Source organism: Pseudomonas sp. TWR2-1-1, from assembly GCF_049897045.1.
In the GTDB taxonomy this organism is placed as follows: Bacteria; Pseudomonadota; Gammaproteobacteria; order Pseudomonadales; family Pseudomonadaceae; genus Aquipseudomonas; species Aquipseudomonas versuta.
In genome coordinates this window covers 228,277-241,840 of the sequence record NZ_JAFCVM010000005.1, presented here as the reverse complement: position 1 = coordinate 241,840, position 13,564 = coordinate 228,277, and the positions used below count along the sequence as shown (strand labels likewise).

Annotated in this window: 11 protein-coding genes; 6 read left to right on the top strand and 5 right to left on the bottom strand. The window is 58.4% G+C overall.

Annotated features, from left to right (window positions below; genetic code table 11):
* Nucleotides 1–13: 13 nt before the first annotated feature.
* The 4 genes from ACP7BO_RS14835 to rpmE form a co-directional block, all read right to left on the bottom strand.
* Nucleotides 14–2,086, bottom strand: a complete 2,073-nt coding sequence (locus tag ACP7BO_RS14835; RefSeq protein ID WP_426211144.1) for a lipase family protein — start codon at nucleotides 2,084–2,086, stop codon at nucleotides 14–16.
* A 264-nt stretch (nucleotides 2,087–2,350) separates the two neighbouring features.
* Nucleotides 2,351–3,619, bottom strand: coding sequence for a malic enzyme-like NAD(P)-binding protein (locus ACP7BO_RS14830; RefSeq protein ID WP_003438767.1), 1,269 nt, complete (start codon nucleotides 3,617–3,619; stop codon nucleotides 2,351–2,353).
* 181 nt (nucleotides 3,620–3,800) lie between these two features.
* Complete coding sequence (locus ACP7BO_RS14825) at nucleotides 3,801–4,628, bottom strand: thermonuclease family protein (protein ID WP_426211142.1); 828 nt, start codon at nucleotides 4,626–4,628, stop codon at nucleotides 3,801–3,803.
* A 5-nt stretch (nucleotides 4,629–4,633) separates the two neighbouring features.
* A complete protein-coding gene (gene rpmE / locus ACP7BO_RS14820) occupies nucleotides 4,634–4,882 on the bottom strand; it encodes a 50S ribosomal protein L31 (protein ID WP_003438761.1) in 249 nt (82 codons plus the stop codon).
* 219 nt (nucleotides 4,883–5,101) lie between these two features.
* On the opposite strand from rpmE, the gene ACP7BO_RS14815 reads away from it, so the two are divergent.
* From ACP7BO_RS14815 to ACP7BO_RS14790, 6 genes are all read left to right on the top strand, one after another.
* Nucleotides 5,102–7,321 (top strand): primosomal protein N', encoded by a 2,220-nt coding sequence (locus tag ACP7BO_RS14815; protein ID WP_426211140.1) that lies wholly within the window; start codon nucleotides 5,102–5,104, stop codon nucleotides 7,319–7,321.
* 201 nt (nucleotides 7,322–7,522) lie between these two features.
* Complete coding sequence (gene argS / locus ACP7BO_RS14810; RefSeq protein ID WP_426211408.1) at nucleotides 7,523–9,259, top strand: arginine--tRNA ligase; 1,737 nt, start codon at nucleotides 7,523–7,525, stop codon at nucleotides 9,257–9,259.
* A 1-nt stretch (nucleotide 9,260) separates the two neighbouring features.
* Entirely contained in the window at nucleotides 9,261–9,953 is a 693-nt protein-coding gene (locus tag ACP7BO_RS14805) for an SPOR domain-containing protein (protein ID WP_060696000.1), read from the top strand.
* A gap of 197 nt (nucleotides 9,954–10,150) precedes the next feature.
* Complete coding sequence (gene hslV, locus ACP7BO_RS14800; protein ID WP_003438754.1) at nucleotides 10,151–10,681, top strand: ATP-dependent protease subunit HslV; 531 nt, start codon at nucleotides 10,151–10,153, stop codon at nucleotides 10,679–10,681.
* 62 nt (nucleotides 10,682–10,743) lie between these two features.
* Nucleotides 10,744–12,078, top strand: coding sequence for an ATP-dependent protease ATPase subunit HslU (hslU, locus tag ACP7BO_RS14795; protein WP_060696002.1), 1,335 nt, complete (start codon nucleotides 10,744–10,746; stop codon nucleotides 12,076–12,078).
* 147 nt (nucleotides 12,079–12,225) lie between these two features.
* Nucleotides 12,226–12,615, top strand: a complete 390-nt coding sequence (locus tag ACP7BO_RS14790) for a gamma-butyrobetaine hydroxylase-like domain-containing protein (protein WP_397455136.1) — start codon at nucleotides 12,226–12,228, stop codon at nucleotides 12,613–12,615.
* A gap of 78 nt (nucleotides 12,616–12,693) precedes the next feature.
* Here the strand turns inward: ACP7BO_RS14790 and ACP7BO_RS14785 are convergent, their stop codons facing one another.
* Entirely contained in the window at nucleotides 12,694–13,440 is a 747-nt protein-coding gene (locus ACP7BO_RS14785) for a phasin family protein (RefSeq protein WP_426211136.1), read from the bottom strand.
* Between the last annotated feature and the right edge of the window lie 124 nt (nucleotides 13,441–13,564).

Here is a 13,564-nt window from a genome sequence, read left to right as displayed (position 1 = left end):
CCGCCAGCGCCGTTCAGGCCTGTATTCGTCCCGTCTGGAAAATCCGCAGATTCAATCCGTCGAGCGACTCTTCTACAGGCGCCATGGCCAACTGATCGGCACGCCGGCTTTCACTGTGCGCCAACCAGCGTGCCAACCCCTCGGCCAGCGCCTCGGGGTGTAGCGCAAACTGGCCATACACACTCGCCGGGCCGGGTACCTTGAACCTCAGACAGTACAAACGCTCGCGGGTCATGTGGACCTTGCTGATCTCGCGCATCAACAAATTTACCGTCCGAACCTGCCCGTGAGTCTTGCTCCCTGGGCGAGTCATCTGTTGCTGGTATTTGCCCCGCAGTTGTTGAGCGATGCTCTCGAACGCCCGGTCAATGAACATGACCTCACGCTCTGTCACCAGTGAGCGCTTCCCCTCCAGAGCTTGCTGATAACGACGCAGAGCGGCCCAACAACTCGGAATGTAGCTGTCGAGCATGAATTGCTGGCCCACGCTAACAAGCTCCTTGAGCGGCCCGTCACGCCCGGGTAATGCGCATTTGTGCTCAAGCACTGCGACGTTCACTGCGTGCTGGGTGACGGTATCGCTCACAGGCCCCCACATCACATGCGAGACCTGGCCCTGTCCAAACTCCACCGGCATAAAGTGCTGCAAGTTTCCGTGATGCTGATAAAGCTCCCCGGTCAGATGGTTAAGCCCCACCACAAACGCCCCGAACCCCGCAGGCACACGCTCAAACGTGAACACGTCTTCTGCGCCATACGCCGACAGCCTGGTGTTCATCCAGCCCCCCGGGGTACAGGGCACCGGGTCATCATGGTTGACCATACGATGATGCACCAGGGACCCGGCATCTTTGACGAAGGTCGCATCTGCCGCGCGCGGGGCGCCGTATGTGTAGAGCTGTACATCGCAAGCTGCAGAACGCTTGCGTAGCATCTGCGCCAGAATCAACCCGATGGCGCCACCCGTGCTGTGACCACAAACCAGTATTTTTTGCCCCGCGTAGAATTTATCCAGGTAAGTGCTCACAAGCTCGTAAGCCTGCCTGGCGGCCTGATAAAACCCGCCATGCACCTTGCCTTCACCCTCCTCAAATTGCACTTGAAGTACATCTGCATCGCACGAGATATCGGACCACGAACGGGTGCTCCGAACGGCAATCAGGATGATTTCGTCGTGATGGGTCACAAAGGTCTGTGCATCGCAGCCTTGTGCTCCAAACCGGATATCGCCCAGAAAGTGAATATTGGCCGGGGTTCGCTGAGCGGCTTCTAATAACGGGTCATTGAGCGGATATAAAACAGGATCGAAGGGCACGATCTCGAAACGCCTGGAGTACGGCACATCCTCATAGAGCGGGTAATAGCGCTTGGCTTGCTCCGGGTTGACCTGCCAGTCCCCCATGCTCAGTTGCGCATACGCAGACTGTTCACTCGGCGTGCCTGATGCCTGACCAAACGGGCAATGGCCCAACGTCGACATCAATGCCAACTGGTACAGGTTAAGCGCACAAAACTGCGGGCTCGTTGACAGCATCGGACGCAACGCCCGCAAGGGACGAATCTGCAGCACCGAGTGATGATTGCCAGCCAGAAGCAGCCCGGGCCGAGAGCGTCCGCAGGCTCTCGGCGGAGCTGCATCATCGGCCGGAAAATGGCACTCAAGCTCTGGCGGCAAATGCGTAACGTGCTCGACCAGATGCCTCACTTCAACCTGGTAATAGTCATGTCCGGCGCTCAGGTGCGCCGGGTTATTCGGTGCACGGGCAGCGTCACGGTCAAGGTGTCGGGTTCGCTCGGCCCTGACCTGAAGCTCGGTGATTTTAAGGGGGTAATGCGCCCGGTCCATTAATTGCGAGTAGAGCGGATCGCTACGGTCATGGGGCTGCGTAAACAGCAAGCGGACCGGGCCGCCCACAAGATTGATCAGTCTGGCGCTACCTGTCTGATCCAGATAACCACTGTGCTTGCCGCCCTCCCTGTCGACGACATCAAAAGCCAACCCCGCATAGGGCTCTCCCGCCCCATGCGCATCTATTAACTGGAAAGTGGTGCAACTATTACTGTGCTCGCAGGCAAGAGTGGACATCCGTGATTCCTCTTTGGCGCAGAGGGCACGCTTCGAAACAAAGTAGCCCCCAAATAAAGGGGGGCGAAGCTAACGAATAGGCTCAAGAAAATATGTAGGATAATTCTCAAAAGTAAGCAAAAACCGCCTAAACGATTACAAGTTGTCTCCTGCCATCCCTGAGGGTCTGGCTTTTGCTAGCTCAACAAAAACCTGACACCGCCAAAAAGCAAAAAGCCCCGATGCTTCGCAGCATCGGGGCTTCAGGTTTGACGCTAAACGGAATTAGCCGTTAAACACGTCATCCACGCTTTTGAGCGGGTAGTTTTTCGGGTATGGCAGGGTAGCAACGCCGGTCTCGATGGCGGCCTTGGCCACGGCATCGGAGATCAGGGTGATAAGACGGGCGTCCATTGGTTTCGGGATGATGTACTCACGACCGAATTCCAGCTTGATGCCGCCGTAGGCGTCACACACTTCTTGTGGCACCGGCAGTTTGGCCAGTTCACGCAATGCGTTGGCCGCTGCGATTTTCATTTCTTCGTTGATGCGCTTGGCGCGAACGTCCAGAGCACCACGGAAGATGAAAGGGAAGCCCAGAACGTTGTTGACCTGGTTCGGGTAGTCCGAACGGCCAGTGGCCATGATCACGTCGTTACGCGTGGCGTGAGCCAGTTCCGGAGAGATTTCCGGATCCGGGTTGGAGCACGCGAACACGATCGGGTTAGGCGCCATGCGCAGCAGGTTCTCAGCGCTCAGCAGGTTTGGACCCGACAGGCCAACGAACACGTCTGCGCCTTCCATGGCGTCAGCCAGGGTGCGTTTTTCGGTTGCGTGGGCAAATACCGCTTTGTACTGGTTCAGGTCGTCACGACCGGAGTGGATCACCCCGGTACGGTCGATCATGTAGATGTTCTCGATGGCTGCGCCCATGCTCACCAGCAATTTCATGCAGGAGATGGCAGCAGCACCGGCGCCCAGGCAGACGATTTTGGCGTCAGCCAGGGTTTTACCGGCGATTTCCAGGGCGTTGATCATGCCGGCCGCAGTCACAATGGCGGTGCCGTGCTGGTCATCGTGGAATACCGGAATATCGCACTGCTCGATCAAGGCACGCTCAATCTCAAAGCACTCAGGAGCCTTGATGTCTTCGAGGTTGATGCCGCCGAAGGTGATGGAGATGCGCTTTACAGTGTCGATGAAGGCTTGCGGGCTTTCGGAGTCAACTTCGATGTCAAAAACATCGATACCGGCAAAGCGCTTGAACAGTACGCCTTTGCCTTCCATAACAGGTTTGGAGGCCAATGGGCCGAGGTTACCCAAGCCCAGAATCGCGGTACCGTCAGAAATTACGGCTACCAGGTTGCCCTTGCCGGTGTACTTGTAGGCAAGTTCAGGGTCGCGGGCGATTTCGCGCACTGGTTCGGCTACACCCGGGCTGTAAGCCAGCGCTAGATCGCGGGCAGTCGCAGTAGGCTTGGTGAGCTCGACACTCAGTTTCCCTGGACGGGGCTGGGCATGATATTCGAGAGCGGCGGTTTTCAAATCAGACATGTGGGCAATCCGCTTTTATGCTGTTGGACAGACGGACCGCCGAGCATACGCGTGTCGTAAAGTCCCGACAAGACTGACCAGTCAGCAGTGTCAAGGGCTTTACCTTACGACTTTGGGCCAAGAGCCGCGCCCTGCAAGGGCTAGAGTGTTCACAATCAGCATTAAAAATTGTCTACAACTTTCAATGCGCAATGACTTGAAGCATCCCCGAATGGGTCAATGGCAACATCCAGCGCACCTGCCCGTCCTTCAGGCCACCCCGGCGCTGGCGATCCAGCACCCAGCCACGGGCTTCAACCTGCGCACCTTGCAGCTTGAGCAAGGATTGTTGATCAAAGTTGGCAAGCTGATTGGGTGCAATGTGCAATACCAGACCGCCCTGCAGATCGATCCAAAGACCGCCACGATTGCGCTGCACCTTGCTGACCTTGCCGCCCACCAATGCAAAACCCGAATGGGTAATTTGCTGCGGCGCCAGCACCGGCGACTGGCGCCATAACCCCAAACCGGAGGCCCGGGCGCTGCGCTCCGCAGCCTGCTGGCACTCGAGCAGCTCGACGTTCGGGGCTATCGCGACCTGATACGCCAGTCCATCGGCCAGTAACCGGGCCTCGAGATTACTGCCATCGGCGCCAAACACATGGGCCAGAGTGCGACCGTAACGGTCCTGAGCCTGCCTACCGGCGAACAATCCAACCCGCCCGTCGCTCTGAGCCACCAGGTCTTGCAGACGCCTGCGCGCAGCCTCGGCAAAAGGCTCGGCGGACTGGCTTTTCTTCCCCGTCTCGGGGGCATTGAGACCGATCATGCGCACACTGCGGCCATCCGTGAGGCGCAGCGTGTCGCCATCGATCACCCGCTGCACCTGTGCGTAAGACAGCGCTCCCGGCGCGGCGCACAGCGGCGCAGCAGATACGCCAGCCAGCCAAATCGCAGGCACAAAAAAGGCGCCCGCAAGGGACGCCTTTTTCAATAACCCGGCCAGACCAGAAAGCCTGACCAGAGTCATCAGCCTTACTCGGCTGCTTTGTCTGCTTCTGCTGCTGGAGCTGCTTTAGCGCCGAAAGCACCAAAACGAGTCTTGAAGCGATCAACACGACCGCCAATGTCCAGAGTTTTCTGCTTACCGGTGTAGAACGGGTGGCACTCGTTGCATACGTCAGTGCCCAGTGGCTTGCACAGGTTCGAACGGGTTTCGAACTTGTTGCCGCAGCTGCAAGTTACCAGGATTGTTTCGTACGCTGGATGGATATCGGCTTTCATGGGGTATTCCTCAGGCTAGCGTGCCGCCACTCAACACCATTGTTGAATACCGCACGTAAATTTAGGGCGCCGATAATACCAGACCTTTGCATTGACGCAAGTGACCAATCATGCTCCCCCCAAATTCTTTCACCATTCATTGACCTGCCTTTTAGTCCCGGACCGCGTTGTCTGCTAGGCTCCGGGCCATCTTTGCCGTTCATCACTTGAGAGCCCCGCGTGCCCGACGCCATTTTGCGCCTTGCCCTGCCTTCCCCCTTGCGCCGCCTGTTTGACTACCGGGCGCCTGCGGGCGTGTTGCGCAGTCAATTACAGCCAGGCATGCGCCTGCGGGTACCGTTCGGGCGGCGCGAAATGATCGGCATTCTGGTCGAAGTGGTAGACCACAGCGAAGTGCCAGCCGACAAGCTCAAGCCGGCTATCGCACTGCTCGATGCCACACCGCCGCTGCCAGCCTCCTTGTTCAAGCTCTGTTTATGGACCTCGCAGTACTACCAGCACAGCCTGGGCGACACCCTGAGCTGGGCGCTGCCAGTGTTGCTGCGTCAGGGCGAACTGGCCGAAACCCGTCAGGAGCGGTTCTGGCAAATTGCCCCCGGCGCCAGACTCGACGACCCACGCGTCGCCCGTGCCCCGCGCCAGCGCGAAGCACTGGCAACCCTCGCCCAGCACCCCCATGGCGTGGCCCATCAACTGCTCAGCAAGTTGATGCTGAGCAAAGACAGCCTCGACCTGCTGCTGGCCAAAGAACTGGTCACCGTGGAAATCCGCCGTCACGCACCGAGTGAGCGCCACGAACACTGGCTGGCCCAGCCGGAATTGCCGCTCAACAGCGAACAACGGGCCGCCTACGAGGCGATTCGGGCAGGGTTCGACCACTTTCACGCCTTTTTACTGGCTGGTGTCACGGGCAGCGGCAAGACCGAAGTGTATTTGCAACTGATCCGCGAAACGCTCCAGGCGGGTAAACAGGCGCTGGTGTTGATCCCCGAAATCAACCTGGGCCCACAGACCCTGGCCCGTTTCGAGCAGCGTTTTAACGCGCGCATCGCACTGGTGCACTCGGCAGTCAACGACCGCGAACGCCTGGAAAGCTGGCTGGCAGCCCGGGATGGCGAAGCCGACATTATTATTGGCACCCGCTCGGCATTGTTCACCCCGATGAAAAACCCCGGGCTGATCATCATCGACGAAGAGCACGACGGCTCCTATAAACAGCAGGAAGGTTTGCGCTATCACGCCCGCGACCTGGCACTGGTCCGCGCCCGCCAGGAAAACATCCCGATTGTTCTGGGCTCCGCCACCCCTTCGCTGGAAAGCCTGCACAACGCCTACACCGGTCGTTACGGCCTGTTGCGCCTGAACGAACGGGCGGGTGGCGCCAAACAGCCACGCTTCCTGCGCCTGGATGTGAAAAGCCGTCCACTGGACAGCGGCATTTCCGGCCCGATGCAACAGGCCATCGGCCAGACCCTTGCCGCGGGTCAGCAGGTGCTGGTGTTTCTCAACCGCCGGGGCTTTGCGCCGACATTGCTGTGCCATGACTGCGGCTGGATGTCGGAATGCCAGCGCTGTGATGCGCGCATGACCGTCCATCAGCGTTCTGGCGAACTGCGCTGTCATCACTGCGGTTACGTCGAGCGCGTACCGCGCAATTGCCCGCAATGCGGCAAAGTCGATTTACGGCCCGTGGGCGCCGGCACCGAGCGCGCTGAAGAGCGACTGGGCATTTTATTCCCCGATTACCCGGTACTCAGGGTCGATCGCGACAGCACCTCGCGCAAAGACGCGATGAACCAGCTGTTTGCCACGATTCAAAAGGGCCAGCCATGTATTTTGATCGGCACCCAAATGCTCGCCAAAGGCCATCACTTCCCACGGGTGACACTGGTGTCGATCCTGGATGCCGATGGCGGCCTGTTCTCCGGCGACTTCCGCGCCAGCGAGCGCATGGCCCAGCTTATCGTTCAGGTCGCCGGTCGTGCCGGTCGTGCCGAAGAGCCAGGCAAGGTGATCATCCAGACTCACCTGGCCGACCACCCATTGCTGATTCAATTGACCGAGCAGGGGTACTTCGCCTTCGCCGAACAGGCCTTGAGTGAGCGTCGGGCAGCCGGGCTACCGCCATTTGCGCACCTGGCCCTGTTACGTGCCGAGGCCCACAAGCCGGGGCAGGCCGAAAGCTTTCTGGATGAGGCTTGCAGCGAGGCAGAACGTTTATTGGGCGAGCTGAGTCTGGGCGGCATCGAACTGCTCGGCCCGGTGCCGGCGCCCATGGAGCGCCGCGCCGGACGCTATCGGGCTCAGCTACTATTGCAAGCCAACGCCCGCGGGCCTCTGCATCGACTGCTCAGCCAATGGCTGCTGGCACTGGAGCAAATGCCCAGCGGCCGACAGGTACGCTGGTCGCTGGATGTCGACCCGGTGGATTTGTATTGACCCAAACCTGCAGGTGCGAGCTTTTCAAGATCAAAAGATCGCAAGCAAGCTCGCTGCTGCGGGTTGTACTCGCTGCAATTTGCATAAACCGTGAACTACCCGACTGCCAAGGTTGGCAAGGCCGACCCGGCAACGGATAATACCCAGTTTTTCCACCTGCGCACTGAGGCGCTACCGCGCTTGCGGTCGACAGAGAAGACCATGAAAGACACCATTCGCCAGCTGATTCAACAAGCCCTAGCCCAACTCGTCACAGAAGGTGTGTTGCCTGAAGGCCTGACGCCAGCGATTCAGGTGGAAAACGCCCGTGACAAGACTCACGGCGACTTCGCCAGCAACATCGCCATGATGTTGGCCAAACCTGCCGGCATGAAGCCGCGCGATCTGGCTGAAAAAATCATCGCGGCCCTGCCTGCCGATGAACAAATCAGCAAGACCGAAATTGCCGGCCCCGGCTTCCTGAATTTCTTTCAGAACACCCAGGCCCTGGCTTCGCGTCTTGACGCAGCTCTGGCCGACCCGAAAATTGGCGTGCGCAAGGCCACCAAGCCAGTGCGCACCGTCGTTGACATGTCCGCCCCCAACCTGGCCAAAGAGATGCACGTGGGCCATTTGCGCTCCACCATCATCGGTGACGGCGTAGCACGGGTGCTGGAATTCCTCGGCGACGAGGTGATTCGTCAGAACCACGTGGGCGACTGGGGCACCCAGTTCGGCATGCTGATGGCGTACCTGGAAGAAAACCCGATCACCAGCGACGAGCTGTCTGACCTGGAGAACTTCTACCGCGCGGCCAAAAAACGCTTCGACGAGTCCCCTGAATTTGCCGACCGCGCTCGCGGCCTGGTGGTCAAGCTGCAAGCCGGCGACCCGGATTGCCTGGCGCTGTGGACCAAGTTCAAAGATATCTCGCTCTCGCACTGTCAGAAAATTTACGAGCAGTTGAACGTCAAACTGACGATGGCTGACGTTATGGGCGAAAGCGCCTACAACGACGACCTGATCAACGTGGTCAACGACCTCAAGGCCAAAGGCATGCTGGTCGAGAGCAACGGCGCCCAATGCGTGTTCCTCGACGAGTTCAAAAATGCTGAAGGCGAGCCACTGCCGGTGATCATCGTTAAAGCTGACGGCGGCTATCTGTACGCCACCACTGACCTGGCGGCGATCCGCTATCGCAGCGGAGTACTGAAAGCTGATCGCGCCTTGTACTTCGTCGATCAGCGTCAGGCACTGCACTTCCAGCAAGTGTTTGCAGTCGCCCGCAAAGCCGGTTTTGTAACCCATCCGATGGAGATGGAGCACATGGGCTTCGGCACCATGAACGGGGCTGATGGCCGCCCGTTCAAGACCCGCGATGGCGGCACGGTAAAGCTGGTCGACCTGCTCACCGAAGCCAAAGAGCGCGCCTACACCCTGGTCAAAGAGAAAAACCCGGAACTGGCGGAAGACGAACTGCGCGCCATTGCCAAAGTGGTCGGCATCGGCGCTGTGAAATACGCTGACTTGTCCAAACACCGCACCAGCGACTACAGCTTCAACTTCGATTTGATGCTGAACTTTGAAGGCAATACCGCACCCTACCTGCTGTATGCCTACACCCGTGTCGCGGGCGTCTTCCGCAAACTGGGCAAGAACTTCCAGGAAGTTGAAGGTCAAATCGTACTTGCCGCACCGCAAGAGCAAGAATTGGCTGCCAAACTGGCGCAGTTCGGTGAAGTGCTGAACAACGTTGCCGAAAAAGGCACCCCGCACACCCTGTGTACTTATTTGTACGAAGTGGCCGGTCTATTCTCCAGCTTCTACGAGAACTGCCCGATCCTGACAGCCGACGACGAAGCGCAAAAACAAAGCCGCCTGCGTCTGGCAGCCTTGGCGGGGCGCACCCTCAAGCAAGGCCTGGAATTGCTGGGCCTGGAAACACTGGAGCGCATGTAAGTTGGCCGCCAAGAAAAAACCTGCACCCAAGCGAGGCGCCAGCCGCTATCAGGCGCCTGCAAAGAAGCCGATCCCGGGCTGGCTATGGATGGCCATTGGCCTCACGGTGGGTGCGTTTATCGTGTTTCTGATGAAACTCGAGCCCGGCAAGGGTGACGACGTAAAACGGGTCAAGCAAGAGCAACAGAAAGCTGCTCAAGTCGCTGAAGCGAATAAAACGGCGCCTAGCCCTACCCAGCCGGTCAAACCCAAGTACGACTTCTATACCTTGCTGCCCGAGTCTGAAGTGATCGTGCCGCCGGATGCCGTACCGGAGAAAACTCCGCCTACGCCGCAAACGGCGCCACTGGCACCGGTGACACCTGCCGAAGCGGCAAAAATCGACACCGCCCGCGCTCAGGCGGCCTTGAGCGGCATTACGCCACCTCCTGCGCCACCCATCGCCAAAGCGGCACCTGTAACCAAATTCTTCCTGCAAGCGGGCTCGTTCCGTAAACAGGCCGATGCTGAGCGGGTTCGCGCGCAAATCATTTTGCTGGGCCAGACCGCCACGGTCGAAGCCGGCACAGTGAAAGATGAAACCTGGTACCGGGTGCTGGTCGGACCGTTCAGCAACCGCGAGCAGTTGACCGTCGCCCAGAAACAGCTGGCGGGTAGCGGCTTCAACAATTTGTTGTTGCAACAACGTCGCTGATCAAAAGCGGCTCCCACAGAATGTGTAAACAATCTGTGGGAGCCGGCTTGCCGGCGATGGCAGCACCGCATCATCCAATTCCCCCTCGTATCCGCACTCCATTCATCTGCATTCCCTCCCCGCTGTTGAAAAACCGCCTACAACCCCCATATGTATTTCCATCAGGCATTTTCGCCCCGCTGCGTGGAGACTCTCCCTTGACCACCATCGTTTCAGTACGCCGTCACGGCAAAGTCGTTATGGCTGGCGACGGCCAGGTTTCTCTTGGCAATACCGTGATGAAAGGCAACGCGAAAAAAGTCCGCCGTCTCTATCACGGCCAGGTTATCGCCGGTTTTGCCGGTGCTACCGCTGATGCATTTACCCTCTTTGAACGCTTTGAAGGCCAGCTGGAAAAACACCAGGGCCATCTGGTTCGTGCGGCTGTCGAGTTGGCCAAAGAATGGCGTACCGACCGCTCGCTCAGCCGTCTGGAAGCCATGTTGGCCGTAGCCAACAAAGACGCATCCTTGATCATCACCGGTAACGGTGACGTGGTTGAGCCAGAAGACGGCTTGATCGCCATGGGCTCCGGCGGTGCATTCGCTCAGGCAGCAGCCCGCGCCCTGCTGATGAAAACCGATCTGTCGGCCCGCGAAATCGCCGAAACCGCTCTCGGTATCGCCGGCGACATCTGCGTATTCACCAACCACAACATCACTATTGAGGAGCAGGACCTCGCTGAATAAGCCACCTGCCGGGCCGGCTTGCCGGCCCGTTTGCTGATTCTGCTAGAGGAACGCCAATTACTATGTCCATGACTCCCCGCGAAATCGTCCACGAACTCAATCGCCATATCATCGGCCAGGACGACGCCAAGCGCGCCGTTGCCATCGCCCTGCGTAACCGCTGGCGCCGGATGCAGCTTCCAGAAGAGCTGCGCGTTGAAGTGACGCCAAAAAACATTCTGATGATCGGCCCGACCGGCGTCGGTAAAACCGAAATCGCCCGCCGCCTGGCCAAACTGGCCAACGCGCCGTTCATCAAGGTTGAAGCGACCAAGTTCACCGAAGTGGGCTATGTCGGCCGCGACGTTGAATCGATCATTCGTGATCTGGCTGACGCGGCGATCAAGCTGTTGCGCGAGCAGGAAATCGTCAAGGTTCGCCATCGTGCCGAAGATGCAGCCGAAGAGCGCATCCTCGACGCCCTGTTGCCGCCTGCCCGTACCTTTGGTGAAGAAGCGGCCACACCGCAGGACTCCAACACCCGTCAGCTGTTCCGCAAACGCCTGCGTGAAGGCCAGCTGGACGACAAGGAAATCGAAATCGAAGTCGCAGACATTGCCGGCGTCGACATTTCCGCGCCGCCCGGCATGGAAGAAATGACCAACCAGCTGCAAAGCCTGTTTGCCAACATGGGCAAAGGCAAGCGCAAGAACCGCAAGCTCAAAGTCAAAGAAGCACTGAAAATGGTGCGTGACGAAGAAGCCGGCCGCCTGGTCAATGACGAAGAACTCAAGGCCAAGGCCCTGGAAGCCGTTGAGCAACACGGTATCGTGTTCATCGACGAAATCGACAAGGTTGCCAAGCGTGGCAATGTCGGCGGTGCCGATGTCTCCCGTGAAGGCGTTCAACGTGACCTGCTGCCGCTGATCGAAGGCTGCACCGTGAACACCAAACTGGGCATGGTCAAAACTGACCACATCCTGTTTATCGCTTCGGGGGCATTCCACCTGAGCAAGCCAAGCGATCTGGTGCCGGAGCTGCAAGGCCGCCTGCCGATCCGGGTCGAACTCAAGGCGCTGACGCCGGAAGACTTCGAGCGCATTCTCAGCGAACCGCATGCGTCCCTGACCGAGCAATATCGCGAACTGCTGAAAACCGAAGGCCTGAACATCGAGTTCCTGCCCGAAGGCATCAAGCGTCTGGCCGAAATTGCCTGGCAGGTAAACGAAAAAACCGAAAACATCGGTGCTCGCCGCCTGCACACATTACTTGAGCGTTTGCTTGAAGAGGTGTCTTTCAGCGCCGGTGATATCGCCAGCGCACAAAAAGACGAGCCGATCCGCATTGACGCTGAATACGTGAACAGCCACCTGGGCGAACTGGCCGAGAACGAAGACCTCTCGCGCTATATTTTGTAAGCCCTCACCCAACCTGTAGCCGCTGTCAAAGGCTGCGATAAGGCCCAAAGCCTGCTGCGATCCCCCGGATCCAGCGCCAACCCGTTTGGCAATCGCAACCTGTGGCCGCGGCTACAGCGTGTGTGATGACAAAAAGGTTTTGTCCAAATGAGCCCTACTCCAGCGCCAATCCCCAACGCCATCAACCTGCACAAAGCCTCTAAAACCCTCACGCTCAAATACCCCTCCGGCGAGCAATACCACCTGCCTGCAGAGTTTCTGCGCGTGCACTCGCCCTCCGCCGAAGTCCAGGGCCACGGCAATCCGATTCTGCAAGTCGGGAAAATCAACGTAGGCCTGAGCAAGATAGAACCCGCGGGCCAATATGCGTTGAAAATAACCTTCGATGACGGTCACGACAGCGGCCTGTTTACCTGGGAGTACCTCTACCAGCTCGGAGCACGCCAAGAGGAGTTGTGGGCTGATTATCTGCAAGAACTGAAAAAAGCCGGCAAGTCCCGCGACCCTTCGGAATCCATCGTCAAGCTGATGCTTTAACGCCCATCCCGAATAGAAAGAGGCTTGCCAGCGATGGTGTCTGCATCGCGGGCAAGCCTCTTCTGTAGCTGCTATGGGCTAAACCGTAGCTTCAGGTTTTGCTTCAGGAGCAGTGACCGGCGGTTTAGCGGCGGCCGGCTTTTTAGCTGCGACCGGTTTTTTTGCCGCAGGCTTGGCTGCTACAGATTTGGCAGCGGCAGGTTTTGCTGCAGGCTTGCTCGCAGCAGTTGCAGGCTTGGCGGCGGGTTTAACTGCGGGTTTGGTCGCAGGTTTGGCTGTTGTCCTGGCGGCGGGCTTGGCCACTGCTTTAACAGCTGGCTTGGCCGCTGCGGGTTTCGCCACGGGCTTGGCAGCCGCTTTGGCAGGTGCCGGCTTGCTGGCAGCCGAAGGTTTGGTTGCAGCCACTTTGGCTGCCGCAGCGGTGAGCTTCTCAATATGTTTGGTCAGGGTCTCGACCTTGGTGTGCAACGCTTTGACCTCTTCACGGCTGGGAACACCCAAACGTGAAATCGCATTGTTCAGACGCTTATCGAACGCCTCTTCGAACTCGCTCCACTTGCCCAGAGCCAGGTCTTTGACATCCTCGACCCGGGTACGGGCAGATGAGGTGGTTGATTTAGCGCCGTCGGCCAGTTTAGCGACCGCTGCCTTGGACAATTTCTCGGCCTTTTCCCCATCTTTGACTAACGTATCAAACAGCTTGCTGCCGTCGGTATCGATCTTTGAGTACACACCCAAACCTGCCAGCCAGATTTTGCGTGAGTACTCCTCAACCTTGCCTACCCATGAATTGCTTTCTTTGGCAGTCGGTTTTTTAGCAGCCATCGTGTTCCCCTCAATGTTAAGTCGCGACGTCAGTGAGCAAGATCGTCGAATCATCAAGATGAACATAGTGCTCACCTGCATCAGGTTTAGACGCTAAGTGGCCTCGCTGCCAGTCAGAAGCCAA